At 64.4% G+C, this 17,234-nt stretch carries 16 protein-coding genes and 2 pseudogenes; 12 read left to right on the top strand and 6 right to left on the bottom strand.

The genetic code is table 11. The annotated features are described in order from the left end of the window. The first annotated feature begins 106 nt into the window (after window positions 1–106). The 6 genes from NDO75_RS13695 to NDO75_RS13670 all read left to right on the top strand — a co-directional run bounded on the left by NDO75_RS13695 (window position 107) and on the right by NDO75_RS13670 (window position 7,745). Window positions 107–2,170, top strand: a complete 2,064-nt coding sequence (locus tag NDO75_RS13695; protein WP_310907002.1) for a hydantoinase/oxoprolinase family protein — start codon at window positions 107–109, stop codon at window positions 2,168–2,170. Continuing rightward, a complete protein-coding gene (locus tag NDO75_RS13690) occupies window positions 2,167–4,035 on the top strand; it encodes a hydantoinase B/oxoprolinase family protein (protein WP_310907001.1) in 1,869 nt (622 codons plus the stop codon). The genes NDO75_RS13695 and NDO75_RS13690 overlap by 4 nt, the downstream gene beginning before the upstream one ends. A 42-nt stretch (window positions 4,036–4,077) precedes the next feature. After that, window positions 4,078–4,734, top strand: coding sequence for an isochorismatase family protein (locus NDO75_RS13685; RefSeq protein ID WP_310906999.1), 657 nt, complete (start codon window positions 4,078–4,080; stop codon window positions 4,732–4,734). A gap of 69 nt (window positions 4,735–4,803) precedes the next feature. Further along, window positions 4,804–6,432: an FAD-dependent oxidoreductase gene (locus tag NDO75_RS13680; RefSeq protein WP_310906998.1), complete on the top strand. Its 1,629-nt coding sequence runs from the start codon at window positions 4,804–4,806 to the stop codon at window positions 6,430–6,432. 89 nt (window positions 6,433–6,521) lie between these two features. After that, window positions 6,522–7,451: a tetratricopeptide repeat protein gene (locus tag NDO75_RS13675; RefSeq protein ID WP_310906997.1), complete on the top strand. Its 930-nt coding sequence runs from the start codon at window positions 6,522–6,524 to the stop codon at window positions 7,449–7,451. Beyond that, window positions 7,452–7,745, top strand: a complete 294-nt coding sequence (locus NDO75_RS13670; protein WP_310906995.1) for a DUF424 family protein — start codon at window positions 7,452–7,454, stop codon at window positions 7,743–7,745. It begins immediately after the preceding gene. A 60-nt stretch (window positions 7,746–7,805) separates the two neighbouring features. Here NDO75_RS13670 and NDO75_RS13665 read toward each other — a convergent pair whose 3' ends face one another. Both NDO75_RS13665 and NDO75_RS13660 read right to left on the bottom strand, forming a co-directional pair. Beyond that, the gene (locus NDO75_RS13665) at window positions 7,806–8,681 is read right to left on the bottom strand and encodes an ABC transporter permease subunit (RefSeq protein ID WP_310906994.1); all 876 of its coding nucleotides are present in this window, start codon (window positions 8,679–8,681) and stop codon (window positions 7,806–7,808) included. Beyond that, entirely contained in the window at window positions 8,678–9,655 is a 978-nt protein-coding gene (locus NDO75_RS13660) for an ABC transporter ATP-binding protein (protein WP_310906993.1), read from the bottom strand. Before NDO75_RS13660 ends, NDO75_RS13665 begins: the two co-directional genes overlap by 4 nt. A gap of 102 nt (window positions 9,656–9,757) precedes the next feature. On the opposite strand from NDO75_RS13660, the gene NDO75_RS13655 reads away from it, so the two are divergent. The 5 genes from NDO75_RS13655 to NDO75_RS13635 all read left to right on the top strand — a co-directional run bounded on the left by NDO75_RS13655 (window position 9,758) and on the right by NDO75_RS13635 (window position 13,312). Then, window positions 9,758–10,099 (top strand): winged helix-turn-helix domain-containing protein, encoded by a 342-nt coding sequence (locus tag NDO75_RS13655; protein ID WP_310906992.1) that lies wholly within the window; start codon window positions 9,758–9,760, stop codon window positions 10,097–10,099. Window positions 10,100–10,101: 2 nt separating this feature from the next. Further along, entirely contained in the window at window positions 10,102–10,419 is a 318-nt protein-coding gene (locus NDO75_RS13650; RefSeq protein WP_310906990.1) for a hypothetical protein, read from the top strand. 79 nt (window positions 10,420–10,498) lie between these two features. Further along, the gene (locus NDO75_RS13645; protein ID WP_310906989.1) at window positions 10,499–10,849 is read left to right on the top strand and encodes a hypothetical protein; all 351 of its coding nucleotides are present in this window, start codon (window positions 10,499–10,501) and stop codon (window positions 10,847–10,849) included. Beyond that, window positions 10,846–11,697, top strand: a complete 852-nt coding sequence (locus tag NDO75_RS13640) for a sensor domain-containing protein (RefSeq protein WP_310906987.1) — start codon at window positions 10,846–10,848, stop codon at window positions 11,695–11,697. Before NDO75_RS13645 ends, NDO75_RS13640 begins: the two co-directional genes overlap by 4 nt. Before the next feature lie 370 nt (window positions 11,698–12,067). Next, window positions 12,068–13,312: a cysteine desulfurase gene (locus NDO75_RS13635; protein ID WP_310906985.1), complete on the top strand. Its 1,245-nt coding sequence runs from the start codon at window positions 12,068–12,070 to the stop codon at window positions 13,310–13,312. 117 nt (window positions 13,313–13,429) lie between these two features. Here the strand turns inward: NDO75_RS13635 and NDO75_RS27775 are convergent, their stop codons facing one another. From NDO75_RS27775 to NDO75_RS13620, 4 genes and pseudogenes are all read right to left on the bottom strand, one after another. After that, complete coding sequence (locus tag NDO75_RS27775; protein WP_345784907.1) at window positions 13,430–13,693, bottom strand: HU family DNA-binding protein; 264 nt, start codon at window positions 13,691–13,693, stop codon at window positions 13,430–13,432. 93 nt (window positions 13,694–13,786) lie between these two features. Continuing rightward, a pseudogene (locus tag NDO75_RS27770) lies at window positions 13,787–14,146 on the bottom strand (HU family DNA-binding protein); the annotation flags it as partial. Window positions 14,147–14,647: 501 nt separating this feature from the next. Continuing rightward, on the bottom strand, window positions 14,648–15,142 hold the full coding sequence (locus NDO75_RS13625) for a response regulator (RefSeq protein WP_310906981.1): 495 nt from the start codon (window positions 15,140–15,142) through the stop codon (window positions 14,648–14,650). A gap of 92 nt (window positions 15,143–15,234) precedes the next feature. Then, the gene (locus NDO75_RS13620) at window positions 15,235–15,873 is read right to left on the bottom strand and encodes a helix-turn-helix domain-containing protein (RefSeq protein WP_310906980.1); all 639 of its coding nucleotides are present in this window, start codon (window positions 15,871–15,873) and stop codon (window positions 15,235–15,237) included. Window positions 15,874–16,388: 515 nt separating this feature from the next. On the opposite strand from NDO75_RS13620, the pseudogene NDO75_RS13615 reads away from it, so the two are divergent. Beyond that, window positions 16,389–17,095 (top strand): annotated as a pseudogene (locus NDO75_RS13615) (DUF2270 domain-containing protein). The last annotated feature ends 139 nt before the right edge of the window (window positions 17,096–17,234 follow it).

Raw genomic sequence — 17,234 nt, 5'->3', positions numbered from 1 at the left:
CCTAGCTTCCTCAACCCCCGATCGAGGTGTTGCATATAAACCGCCCCCACTGGTTGGGAGAACGCTTACTCGAAACGCTATGGTTTTGATACCCGTACGATAACAAATGGCACACAACCTAGGAGTGGACGTGGGTGGGACGTTCACGGACGTAATCGTCTTCGACGAAGACACCCACGAACTCACGATCGACAAGGTGCTATCCACGCCGGCGAACCCGTCCGAGGGCGTGATCACTGGAATCGAGGAGGCCGTCGACAAGGCTGACACGACCGTCGGCGACCTGAACCTGTTGTTCCACGGGACGACGGTCGTGACGAACATGCTGCTCGAGGAGACCGGCTCCCGAGTGGGGCTGCTTACAAGCGAGGGTCACGAGGACATCCTCCATCTGGCGCGGGCGTGGACGCCGGGCCCGCTCTACGGCTGGATGGACATGGAGAAGCCGGCGCCGCTGGCGGACCTCGTCGACACGCGGAGCGTCGGCGGCCGGATCACCTCGCCCGACGGAGCCGAGCAGGAGCCGATCGACGAGGCGGAGGTCAGAGCGGCGGTCCAGGAGCTCGCCGATTCGGGGGTCGAGTCGCTGACCGTCGCGCTGCTGAACTCGTATCTGAACCCCGCTCACGAGCGGCGCGTTCGGGATATCATCCGGGACGAGTGTCCGGACCTCCCGGTGTCGATCTCCGCGGAGATCGTCCCGGAGTACGGCGAGTACGAGCGGACGCTGACGACGGTCATCAACGATTACGCCCGGCCGCAGGTCATCGACTACCTCGACGACCTCGACGATTCGCTCGAGGCGGCCGGTTCGTCGGCGACCATGAACGTCGTCCGCTCGGACGGCGGGTTGATGAGTTCCGAGGCCGCGAAACATCGGCCGGTCGAACTCGCCCTGTCGGGGCCGTCGGGCGGCGTCGTCGGCGCGGCGACCATCGCCGAGAAGAAAGGGGTTCCCGACGTGCTCACGCTGGACATGGGCGGCACCTCGACCGACGTCTCGCTGGTCGAGGACGGCAAACCGGAGACGACGCGCCAGACGAAGGTCGGCTATCGGGAGTTCAAGTCCCGGGCCGTGGACGTCAACACGGTCGGCGCAGGCGGCGGCTCCATCGCCCGCGTCCAGCTGTCGGGATCGCTTCAGGTCGGGCCCGAGAGCGCCGGCGCGGATCCGGGACCGGCCTGTTACGGACAGGGCGGTGAGGAGCCGACCGTGACCGACGCGAACGTCGTCCTCGGCCGGATTCCGCCGAACGTCCGGCTCGGCGGGACGATGGACCTCGACCGCGACGCGGCCCGCGACGCGATCCGGACTGTCGCCGACGAGCGCGACAGTTCCGTCGAGGAGGCCGCACAGGCGATCCTCGACATCGTCAACGAGAACATGTACGGCGCGCTCCGGGTCGTCTCCGTCGAGCGCGGCTACGACCCGCGGGACTTCGGGCTCGTCGCCTTCGGCGGCGCCGGCCCGATGCACGCGAACGCGCTCGCGGACGTGATGGACGCCTACCCGCTGATCGTCCCGCCGGGGCCGGGCGTCATGAGCGCCTTCGGCTTCCTGACCAGCGACGTACAGAACGAGTTCTCCGAGACCTACCTGAAGACCGACCAGGACGTCGACGGCGAGGACGTGTACGACGCGTATCAAGGCCTCCGGGGCGAAGCGACCGACTGGCTCGTCTCCGAGGGCGTCGACGAGGCGAACCACGCCTTCGAGTACTACGCCGACTGCCGGTACTACCGCCAGGACGTTCAGATGTCGATCCCGATCGACCTCGCGAACCTCAGGAGCGACGAGGGTATCGCGGAGATCAAAGACGACTTCGAGGCGCGCCACGACCAGCGCTTCGGCTTCTCGCTCGACGCTCCCCTCGAGATCGCGAACCTCCGCGTCATCGGGAAGGGGACGATGCAGGGCGTCACGTTAGAAGAGCGCGACCTCGGCGACGAGGACGCAAGCGACGCCCGCGTCGGCACGCAGGACGTCTTTTTCGACGACAGCTACCACGAGACGCCGATCTACGACCGCGCGCAGCTGCAGCCCGGCAACGCGATCGCCGGCCCGGCGATCGTCACCGACGACGACTCGACCGTCGTCGTCCAGCCGGATCACGCGGCGACGGTCGATCGGTACGCGAACCTCGAGATCAACCGGAGTGATTCGAAATGAGCCAGCACGCAGCGGACGCCACGCCCGACTTCGTCGGGGACCACGACATCGACGCGACGACCCTCGACATCATCGAGAACACGCTCTCGAACACGCGCCACGAGATGGACCGCGTCCTCGAGACGACGGCGATCAGCCCGGTCATCCGGGAGCAGTCCGACCAGTTCCCGCTGATCGCCGACCCGCAGGGGCGGATGGTCATGGGCCAGTTCGGCAGCGCCATCGACACGATCATCGAGAACGCTCCCTTCGGCTGGGACGAGTTGAACGACGGCGACGTCATCGCGACCAACGACCCCTACATGTGCGCCGGCGCGGTCTCGCACACGCCGGACATGCTGTTGCTCCGACCGATCTTCTACGAGGGCGACCTCGTCGGCTTCGGCAGCCAGTGGGGGAACCTGATGGACGTCGGCGGGAAGACCCCCGGCAGCATGCCCGTCCAGGCGGCGACCATCTTCGAGGAAGGAATGCGCCTCCCGCCGGTCAAGCTCTACAAGGGCGGCGAGTTCGACAGCGAACTCCTCGAGACGTTCGCGCACAACACGCGCCTCCCCGAACACGCCGAGGCCGACATCAAGGCGCTCGCGGCCGGGACTGCCGTCGCCGAGTCTCGCGTGCAGGAGCTCTGCGAGCGGTTCGGGAAGGAGACCTACCTCGAGGGCTGTGACGCCATCCTCGATCGCACCCGCGACGGGATGATCGACCTCATCCGCGAGTTCGTGCCCGAGGGCGAGCGCTACACTTTCGAGGACTACGTCGACGACGACGGCATGGGCAACGGGCCGATCAAACTCCACCTCGAGATCTACCGCGAGGGCGACACCGTCTACCTCGACTGGGAGGGAACCGACGATCAGGTCCCCGGCACGGTGAACTTCCTCCTGAACGAGAAGATGTTCAAGATGTTCACAGGGGTCTTCCTCATCATGGCCTTCGACCCGCTGCTGACGTTCAACGACGGCTACTACGACCTCTTCGAGGTCAACCTGCCCGAAGGGAGCGTCGTCCAGCCGGAGTTCCCGGCCGCGCTGGGCAACCGCCTGCCGCTGATGGCCCGCCAGTTCGACGTCCTGCAGGCGACCTTCTCGAAGCTGATCGACGGCTTCTCCGTCGCGGGGAGCTACGGCACCTCGCCGAACCTCGTCTACGCCGGCACCGATTCCGAGGGCAACGACTTCCAGATGCTCGAGATCCTCTACGGCGGCATCCCCGCCCGCCCGGGCGGCGACGGGCTCGACGGCCACTCCTGGTGGCCGCTGTTCCGGACCGTTCCCGCCGAGTACCAGGAGGCCTACTACCCCCTCACCATAGACGAGTACAGCACGCGGACCGACACCGGCGGTGCCGGCGAGTTCCGAGGCGGCCACGGTATCACGAAGGTCTACACCTTCGAGGAGGACGGCGCGATCACGTTCCAGGACGACCGCGCACACACCTATCCGTGGGGCGTCGACGGCGGGAATCACGCCCAGACCAGCGAGAAGAAGCTCATCCGAACGGACGGAACCGAGGAGGAACTCCCCTCCAAGGTCGAGAACGTCGCCGTCGCTGCCGGCGACAAGCTCGTGTTCCGGACCGCCGGCGGCGGTGGATTGGGCGACCCCCTCGAACGCGACCCCGAACTCGTCGCCGAGGAGGTCCGGCAGGGGCTCGTCTCGACGGATACGGCCCGCGAGGAGTACGGCGTCGTCGTCACCGAAGACGGTGCCGTCGACGAGACTGCGACCGAGAAGACGCGAGCGGACCGGCGCGAGACCCGCGACGAACTCGCGGAGTTCGACTACGGACCGCTGCCCGACGACGCGGAACTCGCCGACCGGATCGCCGAGGAGCGTCGCGAGTTCGACGACCGCCACGACTGAGCGATCGACGACCGCCTCGAGACGACCCCTTTCCACCACACGATGCCACCGGACGACACACTACGCGCCGCGAACTGGATCGAAGCCACCGAGGAACGCTACGACGACCGCGAATTCGGCGAGAGCGTCGGGATGGGGGAGCGGCCCGCGCTGCTCGTCATCGACCTCATCAACGCCTTCACCGATCCCGAGTCGAATCTCGGGTCGGACGTCGACGACGTACTCGAGGCGACCGCGCGCCTCCTCGAGGCCTTCCGGGAGCGCGATCTCCCGCGTTACTTCACCACCGTCGCGTTCGAGGAGTCCTACGGCGACGCGGGGATGTTCGTCGAGAAAGTCCCCGCGCTCAAAGAGCTCCGGCTCGGTACCGATCGCGTCGCGGTCGACGATCGGGTCGCCCCGGTCGGCGACGAGCGCGTCATCCTGAAGAAGTACGCCAGCGCCTTCTTCGGGACCGACCTGCAGTCGGAGCTCACGACGAACCGCGTCGATACGCTCGTCATCGTCGGCGTTACGACCAGCGGCTGCGTGCGCGCGACGGCGGTCGACAGCCTCCAGCACGGCTACCGCACGATCGTCCCCGCCGACGCCGTCGGCGACAGGGCCGAGGGACCGCACAGGGCGAATCTCCTCGACATCGACGCGAAGTACGGCGACGTCGTGACGACCGACGCCGTCCTCGAGCACATAGAGAACTGACGATCGCGCCGGCTCGAGGATTCGTAGTTAGGGACGGCTGTTATGCCCGTCCGGGCCGCAGACCGACCAATGACTGACGTTGCCGTCCTCGGCGGTGGAATCGGTGGCCTCACCGTGGCACACGAACTCGCCGAGCGCGGGGTCGACGTGACCGTCTACGAGGCAAACGACCGATTCGGCGGAAAGGCCCGCTCGATGCCGATCTCCGACGAGCCGGCGCCCTTACACGGCGAGCACGGCTTCCGGTTCTTTCCGGCGTTCTACCGCCACGTCATCGACACGATGGAGCGGATCCCCGACGGCGGTGGCACTGTCGCGGACAACCTCGTCGAGACCGAGGCGACGCTCATCGCGAGCACGACGGGGCCAGGCCAGATCGCCGAGACGACCACGCCCGACTCGGTTCGAGGGTGGCTCGAGACACTGCGACCGGCCTTCGCCGAGGATCTGCCCGCCAGGGACGTGCGCTTCCTGCTCGAGCGGTTGTTCTACCTGCTGACGGCCTGCGAAGCCCGCCGCGAGGACGAACTCGACGACGTCTCCTGGTGGGAGTTCATCGACGCCGAGAACCGCTCCCCGGAGTTCCGCGACCGGCTCGCGTTCGCCGTTCAGTCGCTCGTCGCGCTCCGGCCGCAGGTCGGCAGCGCCCGGACGATCGGCACCGTCTACCTCCAGCTGCTGTTCGGCCAGCTCGATCCGACGCGATCGACCGAGCGGGTCCTGAACGCGCCGACGAGCGAGGCCTGGATCGACCCCTGGCTGCGCCACCTCGAGTCGCTCGGGGTCGAGTTCCGGCCGAACACCCCCGTCGAGCGCCTCGAGACCGATGGCCGGCGCGTTACCGGCGCGACGCTGGCCAGCGGGGAGGCAATCGCGGCCGACGAGTACGTCCTCGCCGTCCCTGTCGAGGTCGCCCCGAAACTGATCCCGACGGAACTGGCCCGGAGCGTCCCCGAACTCGAGCGGATCGGGCAGCTCGATACGGCCTGGATGAACGGCATCCAGTTCTACCTCGCCGACAACGTCGATCTGACCCGTGGCCATCAGGTCTACGCCGACGCCCCCTGGGCGCTGACCTCGATCTCGCAACGACAGTTCTGGACGGGCTACGACGTAGAGCGCCACGGTCCCGACGACGTCGAGGGCGTCCTCTCGGTGATCGCCTCGGACTGGGACACCCCCGGAATACTCTACGACAAACCGGCGAGAGAGTGTACGCGCGACGAAATCGCGACGGAGATCTGGGAGCAGCTGAAGAATCACCTGAACGGGCCCGACCAGCGGCTCCACGACGATCTGCTCGTCGACTGGTTCCTCGATCCGGCGATCGTCGAAACGGACGGCGGTGTCGAGAACCGCTCGCCGCTGCTGATCAACACCGTCGGCTCGCTGCGGAACCGGCCGCCGGCCGACGTGGCCGTCGAGAACCTGACGGTGGCCAGCGACTACGTTCGGACGAACGCCGATCTGGCCTCGATGGAGTCGGCCAACGAGGCCGGCCGGCGGGCGGCCAACGCCGTCCTCGAGCGACGCGGGGTTCGAGGATCGCAGGCCCGGATCTGGGAGCTCGCGGAGCCGGCGGTGTTCGAGCCGTTCAAACGGCAAGACCGGGTCCGCTATCGACTGGGGCTGCCCCATCCGGGCGCGGTCACGCATTCGATTCGAGGCGTCACCAGACGATTCAGTGGGCGGGTCTGAGACGCGTTCCAGGCCGCAACGTGTCGCCGTCGAAGTGCCGCTGTGCCCGGGTCGCAGCCCTTAACAGTCGTCACCGCCAATTCGAGACAATGACCGACCGAGACGACGATCGCGACCATCGCTTCTCCGAAGGAGAGGGGTTCGGCGATCCCTACGAGGAGTTCGACCTGGACCCGCCGGAGCTCGGCGTCGATCCCTCGAAAGTCGACCCCGTCGACTCCCGCGTCGTCACCGACACGCTAGACCAGCACAACATCGATCAGGACGACGTCGACGCGAGCGAACTGCTCGACGTCGGCCTGAACTACATGCAGATCAACCGTTACGAACAGGCCACCGACGCCTTCGAGCGGACCGCCCGCTACGCCGAAGACGAGCGGCTCGAGCAGGAGGCCTGGGTCAACAAGGGCGTCGCCCACGGCGAACTCGAGGAGTGGGACGAGGCGATCGGTGCCCACCGCGAGGCGCTGCGGATCGACGACTCGAGCGAACACGCCGCGACCGCCGAGACGAACCTCGCCTACGCGCTCTGGGAGTTCGGCGAGACCTCGGAGGCCTTAGAGCACGCCGAGCGCGCCATCGAGATCGACGAACGGTTCGCCGCGGGCTGGTTCAACCGCGCCTTCTTCCTCTCCGAGCGCGGGTTGGCCGAAGAAGCCCTCCACTGTATCGACAACGCGATCCGGCTCGGCCTGCGCAACGCCAAGGTGCTCGAGGAGAAAGCCGAGATCTTAGAGGAACTCGGCGAGTTCGATCAGGCAGAGGAGATCGCCGAGGAGGCGAACCAGATGCGCGAACGGGCCGAACAGGAGATGATAGACGACCGCGAGGAGATGTACGGCCAGGGACCGGGCGGCGCCGGAGCCGGTGCCGGACCGGGAGCCGGCGGCCAGCCCGGACTCGGAGCCGGACGGCAGTCACGGCCCCAGCGGGGCGACGTCGGACTGGAGGACCTCGGGCTCGGCGACCTCACGGGCGACGCCGAGGACGAGGACGACCGCGAGTGGGAACTCGAGTAGATGATCGTCAACGAACGGGAGACCCAGGAGGGACTGCTCGTCGCCGTCTGCGACGAGGACGTTCTCGGCGAGACGTTCGAGGACGGTGACCTCTCCCTGACCGTCACCGAGGAGTTCTACGGCGGCGACGCGGCCGACGAGAACGCCGTCCTCGAGAGCCTCGCGCAGGCGGACGTCGCCAACATCGTCGGCACCCGCGCGGTCGAACTGGCCGTCGAGGCGGGCTTCATCGACGAGGCGAACGTCCTCGAGGTCGGGTCGACGCTGCACGCGCAGTTGCTGCGGATGTCGTAGCGCGGCCGAATTCCCTCGTGCGTCAGCGGGGGTCGATTTTCTGCGACCGACTCGAGAGCCCTAGAGATCGGTTCGTCGGAACCGATAGTAGCCGATCGCGACGGGCACGACCAGCCAGAACAGCAGGACGACGACGCCGAACCAGTCTTCGAGGTAGAACGGGGCGTCGCCCGGATAGCGTTCGGCGGGGGTCATGCCGGAGGCTTCCATCGATTGGAGGCCGTACCGGAACTGGAAGGGGAAGATCGAGCCCTCGACGATCGAGCTGGCCAGGTTGGTGTACGCGAGGATCGGGTTGAACTGCTCTAAGATCAGGAACCACGTTTCTGCCTCGACCGGTACGGGCTCGTCGTAGATGAGGTAGTACGGACCGGCGGTGAGCAGTTCCCAGAGCGCGACGAAGATCATGTAGAGGCCGACGACGATGGCCATCGACTTGCCGCGCGTGGAAACGCCGGCCGAGACGCCGACGGCCAGCCCGACGAACGTCGTGCCGAACAGCAGCGAGACGGCGGCGAAGCCGAGCCAGTCGACGAACGGGACCGAGCCGAAGAACAGCGCACCGAGCACGAGCGAGGCGAGGAACGCGAGGCCGACGGCCAGTCCGACGACGCCCATGCGACCGAGCAGCTTGCCGAAGACGACGTCGGTCCGGTTAGGCGGCAGGCCGAGCAGGAGCTTGACGCTGCCCGACCGGCGCTCGCCGACGACGGCCATGTAGCCGGCTATCAGCGCCGCGACCGGGAGGATCACCTGCAGCGGCGTCCCGAGGAAGCTCAGCACCTCGGCCGCGGTCACGTCGTCGACCGAATACCAGATCGCGACGTAGCCGATGACGACGAGGCCGACGAGCAGCCCGATCAACGACCAGAGCAGCTTCGACCGACCGGCGTCGTCGAACTCCTTGCGGGCGACGGTGGTGATATGCGAGGTCATCGCGCCACCCCCGTCTCCGCCTCGAGCGTCTCCGGCGTCTCCGCGTTCGCCGCCGGCTCGGACGCGTCGCCGTTCGTCAGCGCCGTGAACAGCGATTCGAGCGAGACCTCCTCGAGTCGCAGATCCTCGATCGTCGCGCCGGCGTCGGCGAGCGCGGTCACGACCCCGGCTTTCGCCGTCGAGTCGGTGATCGTACACTCGAGCGTGCGGCCGGACGCGGTCACGTCGGTGATGCCCGGAACGCCGTCGGCCACCGCTCGCCGTTCGACGGCGGGACCACCGAGCGTCAGCGTCAGCGTCGCGCCGCCACCGAGTTCCTCGCGTAGCCCCTCGATCGTGTCGACGGCGACGAGTTCGCCCTCGTTCAGGACGCCGACGCGGTCACAGACGGCTTCGACGTGCTCTAAGATGTGACTCGAGAAGAAGACGGTCGTCCCGCGCTCGGCCTCGCTGCGGACGAGGTCCTGCATCTCGCGGATGCCGTGGGGGTCGAGCCCGCTCGAGGGCTCGTCCATGATCAGCAGGTCGGGGTCGCCGACTAAGGCCATGCCGGTCGCCAGCCGCTGGCGCATCCCCTTCGAGTAGTCGCCGGCGGGCCGCGCGGCGTCGTCGGCGGAGAGGCCGACGCGCTCGAGTATCTCGTCGGGGTCGTCGCCCGCGTCTTTCGTCTCGATCGCGAATTCGATGTGGCGCCGACCCGACAGGCGCGGGTAGACGTCGAACCCTTCCGGGAGGACGCCGACGCGAGGGCTGATTTCGTCGGCTTCGGTCTGCGCGTCGTAGCCGAGGACCGTCGCCGAGCCCGCCGTCGGGCGCGTGAAATCGAGTAGCATGTTGATCGTGGTCGACTTCCCCGCGCCGTTCGGGCCGAGGAAGCCGAACACCTCGCCGTCGTCGACGGTCAGATCGAGATCGTCGACGGCGGTAAGGTCGCCGTACTCCTTGGTCAAACCGGACGTCTCTATCGCGCTCATCTCGTCAGCGACTTCAGCCGCCGTATAAATAGACCGGCAGCCACGGTTTCACGGTCGGAAACTGTGGGTTCTTTTATATCATCTGTCCATACGAATCACTGGATGACCGACGATGAGGGCCAGGAGGTGCTCGCGTTGCTCGACGACGAGTACGCCCGGCGTATCCTCATCGCCGCCAGCGAGGAACCGATGTCCGTCGACCGACTCACCGACCGCTGCGACGCTTCGCCGCCGACGATCTATCGACGGATCGACCGGCTCGAGGCGAAGGGGTTCCTCGACGAATACCAGGAGCTCGATCCCGATGGCCACCACTACAAGACCTACAGCACGCGACTCGAGCGCGTGGCGATCGAGATCGCCGAGGGCTCGATGGAACTGGACGTGTACCGCCGCGACGAGGATCCGGCCGACCGGTTCACCCGGCTGTTCGAGGACCTGTGACGATGCTCGGAATCCCACTTCAGACCGTCGAAGGCGGGGCGCCGACGGTCGCCATCGCCGTTTTCGTCGGGCAAGCGATCGCGTTCGTGATCGCCTGCTGGATCGCGAAGCGGTCCTACGACGGCTACCGGGACGCGCGCCGCCCGGCGCTGCTCTGGCTCGCGCTCGGAATCGCGCTGCTGGCCGCCGTACCGACGGTCGTTCGGTTCTTGCTGCCCACGCTACTCGGGGCGACTTCGCTGACGACGAGCGTCGTCGCAACGACGAGCGAGATCGCCGGCCTCACGGCGATCCTCTACACCGTCTACGGACGCCCATGAACGCTGAACCACGCTCCGCGCCGCTGTACGCCTCTGGATCAGTTGCGACCGAACTCCCCGCACGCTCGAGGTGGTGGCGATGACCGGACTCGCAGCCGTCGCCGGACTCCGCGTCGCCCCCGTCCTCGAGACGACGGTCTTCGGGCTGGACGAGGAGACGACGATCTTCTTCGTCGGGCTGGCCAGCGCCGCGCTGGGGTCGGTGGTGGCGTGGACGGCGTACCGGGGGTACGCCCGCAACGAGAGCAAACCGATGCTGTTTCTGGCCGTCGGCGTCGCTTTCCTGACGGTCGTTCCGTTCGCCCTCTCGCATACGGTCGATCTGGCGACCGGCGCGACCGACGCGACGGTGTTGCTCGTCGTCACCGCCTGCCACCTGCTCGGGCTCGTTTCGATCGTTCGGTCGTTCAGGAGGCCCGATACCGCATGAGTTCGCCGCGCACGTCCGACCCGCTGGCCGCGCTCGCTCGCGTTCGACGGTGGTGTCGCCGGTTCGTCGGAGTCGTCGCCCGCCGGCAGACCTACTACACGCTCCTCTATCTCCTGCTCGCGTTCCCGCTCGGAGTCGGTTACTTTACGATGCTCGTGACTGGCTTCGCGCTGCCGGCCGGCTTCGCGTTCGCGTTCGTCCAGATCGGCCTGTCGGAGCCGCTCGTGCTCCTGATCGCCGGAATTCCGATCGCGTTGCTCGGGCTCGGCATCGGCCTGCCGGCCGCGCTTGTGACTCTGTTCGCCGCCAACCAGCTGGCCGCCCTCGAGCGACGCCTCGCCGAGCGGTTGCTCGAGGCAGAGGTGCCGACGGCGGAGCCGGCCCGGAGCGTCCGCGAGCGGGCGCGACGGCTCGTCGTCGACCGCGGCACGTGGAAGGGTGTGATCTATCTGTTCAGCAAGTTCTTCTACGGAACGGCCGCGTTCGTCGCCCTCACCGTCGGTGTCACCTTCACGTACGCACTGGTCGCCGCGCCGCTGCACTACCGGGGCGATACCGTCGGCATCCACATCGGCGATCCGATCGAATTCGTCCCCGAGTTCACCTATCAACACGAGGGCTGGACCGTCGACGTCTCACCGGTCACGCTCTCGATCGCCGACGGCGAACTGCTCTCGCTGCACGTCGACTCGCTGCCGGCGGCGCTCGTCGTCTCGGCGATCGGCGTCCTCGTCGGCCTCGTCGTGCTTCATCTGTTCAACGCCGTGGGCTGGCTCCTCGCGCGGTACGCGGAACTGCTGCTGGGGAACACGCAGCCGTCGGTCGTTACCGAACCGCCGTGGGAGTAGCGAACCGTCAGGCGAACACGACCGATCTCGAGTCGCCACATCGGCAGCAGTTGCGAGTACCAAACTTGTTTGGAGCCACCGGTATTTCCGATGCACACGAAGTCCATATTGCGGCAGGGACCCCCACCAGGGTACCACCTCCCCCACCTCCCACGCCCTGCCGTTTCACCTCCCGAACCCGCCTCCCTCCACCCCCCTCCACCTCCCCTTCCCCCTTTCCGTTCCCCGGCCCGATTGCGTGTAGCCGTTCGGCTCCGCGTCGCCGAATCGGATCGGAATCGGCAATTCCAGCCGGATGACCGCGGTCGCGGCCACGTCGGCAGTGGCCGGACCGAAGGAGTGTTTTGCGTGGGGTTCGTTCTAGTCACTAATGAGTCAACGACAGCTCGAGCCGCTCGACGTCGATGCAATCCGGGAGGAGTTCCCGATCCTCGAGCGAGAATTCGACGGCCAGCAGGTCGTCTATCTCGACAACGCGGCGACGACCCAGACGCCCGATCCGGTCGTCGACGCGATGAGCGACTACTACCGCGAGTACAACGCCAACGTCCACCGCGGCATCCACCACCTGAGTCAGGAAGCCTCGATCGCCTACGAGGAAGCCCACGACCGCGTCGCGGAATTCATCGGCGCGAGCGGCCGCGAGGAGGTCGTCTTCACCAAGAACACGACCGAGGCCGAGAACCTGGTCGCCTACTCCTGGGGCCTGAACGAGCTCGGACCCGGCGACGAGGTCGTGCTCACGGAGATGGAACACCACGCCTCGCTGGTCACCTGGCAGCAGATCGGCAAGCGAACGGGTGCCGACGTGAAGTACATCCAGATCACGGAGGAGGGCCGCCTCGATATGGACCACGCCCGCGAGATCATCACCGACGACACCGCGATGGTCTCGGCGGTCCACGTCTCGAACACGCTCGGTACCGTCAACCCCGTCTCCGAGCTGGTAGATATTGCCCACGACCACGACGCGCTGGCGTTCATCGACGGCGCACAGGCCGTCCCCAACCGCCCCGTCGACGTCGAGGCCATCGACGCCGACTTCTACGCCTTCTCCGGCCACAAGATGGCCGGCCCCACCGGCATCGGCGTGCTCTACGGCAAGCAGGAACTGCTCGAGGAGATGCAGCCGTATCTCTACGGCGGCGGGATGATCCGCAAGGTCACCTTCGAGGACTCGACCTGGGACGAGCTCCCCTGGAAGTTCGAACCCGGGACGCCACAGATCGCCGAAGCCGTCGGCCTCGTCGCCGCCATCGACTGGCTCGAGGAGATCGGTATGGACCGCATCGAAGCCCACGAGGAGGAACTCGCACGCTACGCCTACGAGCAACTCGACGCCGAGCCGGACGTAGAGATCTACGGCCCGGAACCCGGCCCGGAGCGCGGCGGCCTCGTCGGCTTCAACCTCGAGAGCGTCCACGCCCACGACCTCGCCTCGATCATGAACGACCACGCGGTCGCGATTCGCGCCGGCGACCACTGTACCCAGCCGCTGCACGACAAATTGGGGGTCGCGGCGTCGGCTCGAGCCTCGTTCTACGTCTACAACACGAAAGAAGAGATCGACAAGCTCGTCGAGGCGATCGACGACGCACGACAGTTGTTCGCGTAAGCGAACAACGGATTGCGAGGAGATGTCGACGATGTCTTCCCGAACGAAGTGAGTGACGGCCAGCGAGAGCGAAGCTCTCGCCGGGCGCGTCAGCTCTTTCGCTAGCCGAGACGATCCCTAGTTGACCGCTTTGGATAGCTCGGCTCCTGCCTTGAATTTCACGACGTTCTTAGCAGCGATCTGAATCTCTTTACCGGTCTGAGGGTTGCGCCCTGTCCGCGCGGAGCGCTTCGAAATACTGAACGAACCGAAGCCGATCAGTGAGAGCCTGTCTCCTTTCTTCAGTGCCTTCGTGGTTGCATTGATAAACGCGTCGAGAAACGCGGTTGCAGTCTCTCTCGCAATAGCGGTTTCAGACGCGAGTCGGTCGGCGTCGATCAGATTTTCGTCGGTTGGACGGGCAGTTGCGTCCCGCTCTCGACGGCCAAGACGACGCTCGTCGCCTTCACCCGGGAGGAGGTCGAGTGCGGCACTCAATTCGTCACTGCATCTGAACTGGACAGCGTTCGCAGGGGCAGTCTCCCGTTCTGTATCTGCTCGGGAGTTGCGCCCCGTACGTGCAGACCGTTTGCTGATGCTAAAGGATCCAAATCTGGCCCACGAGGCCCGACCGTTCTTCTTCAGCGCCTCCGTAGTCGCATTGACAAATCCATCAAGAGCCGTTTTCGTGTCCGATTGTGACATGCCTGCTTCGGATGCTATAGCCTCGATCAATTCGGCATCGCTCTTTGCGGCGACCTGGCCCGTCGTGGTCGCCAAGGCCAGTCCGAGGGAAGTCGAGAGGACGGCACCCCGCTGGAGGACGGTTCGTCGTGAGAGTTCGCTTTGGGTCACGGTATCATCACTCACGATACTATAACGATTCGCATAATTGTAAGTATATCGTAAATTTCAGAGTTTATATGTTTTTGCTCTGTACCGGTTGGGCTGAAAGTGAACCTGGGCGTGATGTTCTGTGTGGGAGGAGTTACTAGAAGTCCCAGCGTTGTGTGTGCAACTATCTTGAACGGCTGATCCAGGAATTTCAACTTGAAATAACCAGAGTCATTACGCTGAACTCATCCGCTATATCCAGTCGACTGTTCCTGACAACAATTCGATGGCTCGTCAAGGCTGTGCAAAACACAGAGCGCGAATGCGGCACGAGGTCGGGGCCGATCTACGAGAGTGGTGATCGCTCAGTACAGAGCAAGCAGTTACCGAAGCGGCTATCGATCTGTCCGAACTATGCCAAAAGCCGCCTGCTGAATATAGAGAGTATACTCAGCAGAGTGTGAGAAAAATACTTCATCTGAAATCCCGGCCCACCATCAACATTTTAGACAGGTACAGGAGTCAGACTGTTTCACTGGATGACTTCTTGACAAGCAACAGATCGAACCCTTCGAACTCTCTAACGATATCAAGAAACTCACCGGGATCGAACGGCTGGTGTATGTAGCCGTCCGGGTCGAAGCCCCTCGATTGAGCGATATCTGTCTCTGTAGGTGAATTTGTCATCCCGATCACCGGGATGCGGTCGAATTCTGATTGATCATCGAGCGTTGCCAACACATCCTCGCTGCGCCCTCCCGGGAGTTTCAGATCAAGGAGGACGATATCCGGTACAGAGGCATCCGTGTAGTCGCCTCGCTGGTGAACGAAATCGAGCGCTTCGTCGCCATCGTAGACGACGTGGAGGTCGTTCAGAATGCCAGCGTCCACGAATCGCTCCCGAATGAGTCTCACATCCCCGTGATTGGCTTCGATCAACAGAATCTCGATAGGGCTTGCTTCGGGGCCAGATGAAGTGGCTTGATCAGCCCCCGTCGCGGATGGGTCGGTAGTCACTAAGCCAACCTAGAATACGATCAGAAGAACTCCTATCCATTGTGATCACAACCCCTTTTACTGAATCCGGGTATGCATCTGAAATCCGCACCCTATCGCAGTGTCCGCTCGAAGACCTTCTTGGTTCCACGCTGGATGCGGTTCGACACGGCTTGCTGAGAGATCCCGAGTTCGTCGGCAAGATCGCTCATGGTCACCTCGCTCGGCGTGTCGTAGTACCCGCGTTGAAGGGCGAGGACGAGTGCTTCGCGCTGTTCGTTACTGAGGTCGAACTCTTGAGCGACGTCGGATCGCTCGGTGAGGGTATAGCTCCGCGTGATGTCGATGGGGATCTCGTACTCCATACAGTAGTTGTAGAACTGGGAGACTTGATCGTGGGTGGGAAAGCGCAATCGGAACGTCCAGCCACTATTGCCGTAGGCTTCGAGCACAGCAGCATCGCTGATTTCGAGCCCTTCGAGGACGTCTTGCTGTTCGGTTTTCCACTCCATCCGGTACAGCACCCAGTCGTCGAACCGGTCAAGCACCGTGAACGAGGTGATGTGTTCGCTCTCATTGATCCGCTGTTTAAACGTCTCGGTGTCCTCACATTGTACCCACAGGAACGGAATAAGTGAACTCCCTGTAGGGACGATACGTTCGAGTTCGATGTACATGTCGGGCGGCTCCGCGAGCACCTGCCCCAACCGGAAGTCTTCGTCGTCAAGGGTAAACTCCACAATGACACTCATATTGGTCGTACCTTCGGCTCCCATGCGGGTAGACGTAGTGCCTGAACTGGCCAATCACCACCATTCGTAAATCAAGCTGAATCCCCGTGGCATTCGCGCCCTGTATTCAGCGCGACTCTTTGAAGAGATACGCTGATTGGGAGGAATTCCAGCGATCAATAAGCATATCTACGGAATAGTTGGTTCAGTAGATCGGTCGTGAAACAAACGAGATCATCGTGCTGAACTCATCCTCTATATCCAGCAGACAGTTTCTAACAGTAGTCGGATAGATCGTCCCGACCGTGCTGAATAGAGGACGTAAACGGCATGTATAGATGCCCCATTCTGACAGGAGACCGTTCGTCTATAGAGCTTGCACGCAACACCGGCTTCTCGTTCACTTCATCTGATAAGCGCTGAGCTGTCTGATGACCGAGAATACGGTCTAACTTGGTGTGATTCGGCGACCTCAGCGAAATCGTCCCCAAGACGGCGCCACGGACACTTTTGGCTCTCGTCAACCACGTGAGAATATGGCACACGAAGAGGACGACGACTTCGACCCGGAGGGGCGAAACGAGCGAGAGGTGGCCGCCGAACTTGCCGATCAGCGGGCCGAGTTCGTCGGCCTCATGCAACACTTCTACCGCGGTGAACTCGGCCGGACGACCCACTGGCGGACACGGATCGACCGAACGACCAACTGGGCGGTCGGGCTCGTGGCGACGCTGATCACGTGAGCATTCTCGGCGGCCGACCGCCCTCACTACATCATCCTCGGCAGCCTCGCCGCCGTAACGATATTTCTCTACATCGAGACGCGGCGGTACCGGATCTACGATATCTGGCGGTCTCGAGTCCGGCTCGTCGAGGAGAACATCTTCGCTAACGCGGCCGACCCAGAGGGGGCCGTCCACGAGCAGTGGCGTGAGTTCCTCGCCGACGACCTTCGACGACCGACTCTAAGGTCCCGTTCCTCGAAGCGCTCTCACGACGGCTCAGGCGCGTCTATTTCCCGCTAATGACGATTATCGTTGCCTCGTGGGGATTCCGCATCGCCATCTTTTCGCCCGACGGCGTGTGGGAAGCCGCGGCGATAGGTCCCGTTCCCGGGACACTCGTGGTCGCCGTCGTGAGTTTATTTTACCTCGCGATGTTCGGTGTGACCGTCTGGCCGACAGACCGACTCGCAAAGGGCGAAAAGCGGGAACCGCCAGAACAGATGAGCTGGCGTGAGTGAAGTGTCGCCCCGCTCGCATACCCGTCTAGCTACATCCGTTTCATCCGAAAGCCACCGAGCCAGCCTTCAAAAACCGCGAATCGAGTTCCGACGTAATTTCTCGTGCCGTCTTCACCCATCAGGAAAGACGCGAGCCGGT

The organism is Natrinema sp. 1APR25-10V2, from assembly GCF_031626495.1.
In the GTDB taxonomy this organism is placed as follows: domain Archaea; phylum Halobacteriota; class Halobacteria; order Halobacteriales; family Natrialbaceae; genus Natrinema.
The sequence above is the reverse complement of the archived record's forward strand: the minus strand, read 5'-3'. Positions and strand labels throughout refer to the sequence as shown.

What these genes read in the sequence shown, in the direction of transcription:
- NDO75_RS13695 (WP_310907002.1), top strand. Translation starts at nt 107, where the DNA reads ATGGCACACAACCTAGGAGTGGACGTGGGTGGGACGTTCACGGACGTA.
- NDO75_RS13690 (WP_310907001.1), top strand. Translation starts at nt 2,167, where the DNA reads ATGAGCCAGCACGCAGCGGACGCCACGCCCGACTTCGTCGGGGACCAC.
- NDO75_RS13685 (WP_310906999.1), top strand. Translation starts at nt 4,078, where the DNA reads ATGCCACCGGACGACACACTACGCGCCGCGAACTGGATCGAAGCCACC.
- NDO75_RS13680 (WP_310906998.1), top strand. Translation starts at nt 4,804, where the DNA reads ATGACTGACGTTGCCGTCCTCGGCGGTGGAATCGGTGGCCTCACCGTG.
- NDO75_RS13675 (WP_310906997.1), top strand. Translation starts at nt 6,522, where the DNA reads ATGACCGACCGAGACGACGATCGCGACCATCGCTTCTCCGAAGGAGAG.
- NDO75_RS13670 (WP_310906995.1), top strand. Translation starts at nt 7,452, where the DNA reads ATGATCGTCAACGAACGGGAGACCCAGGAGGGACTGCTCGTCGCCGTC.
- NDO75_RS13665 (WP_310906994.1), bottom strand. Translation starts at nt 8,681, where the DNA reads ATGACCTCGCATATCACCACCGTCGCCCGCAAGGAGTTCGACGACGCC.
- NDO75_RS13660 (WP_310906993.1), bottom strand. Translation starts at nt 9,655, where the DNA reads ATGAGCGCGATAGAGACGTCCGGTTTGACCAAGGAGTACGGCGACCTT.
- NDO75_RS13655 (WP_310906992.1), top strand. Translation starts at nt 9,758, where the DNA reads ATGACCGACGATGAGGGCCAGGAGGTGCTCGCGTTGCTCGACGACGAG.
- NDO75_RS13650 (WP_310906990.1), top strand. Translation starts at nt 10,102, where the DNA reads ATGCTCGGAATCCCACTTCAGACCGTCGAAGGCGGGGCGCCGACGGTC.
- NDO75_RS13645 (WP_310906989.1), top strand. Translation starts at nt 10,499, where the DNA reads ATGACCGGACTCGCAGCCGTCGCCGGACTCCGCGTCGCCCCCGTCCTC.
- NDO75_RS13640 (WP_310906987.1), top strand. Translation starts at nt 10,846, where the DNA reads ATGAGTTCGCCGCGCACGTCCGACCCGCTGGCCGCGCTCGCTCGCGTT.
- NDO75_RS13635 (WP_310906985.1), top strand. Translation starts at nt 12,068, where the DNA reads ATGAGTCAACGACAGCTCGAGCCGCTCGACGTCGATGCAATCCGGGAG.
- NDO75_RS13620 (WP_310906980.1), bottom strand. Translation starts at nt 15,873, where the DNA reads ATGAGTGTCATTGTGGAGTTTACCCTTGACGACGAAGACTTCCGGTTG.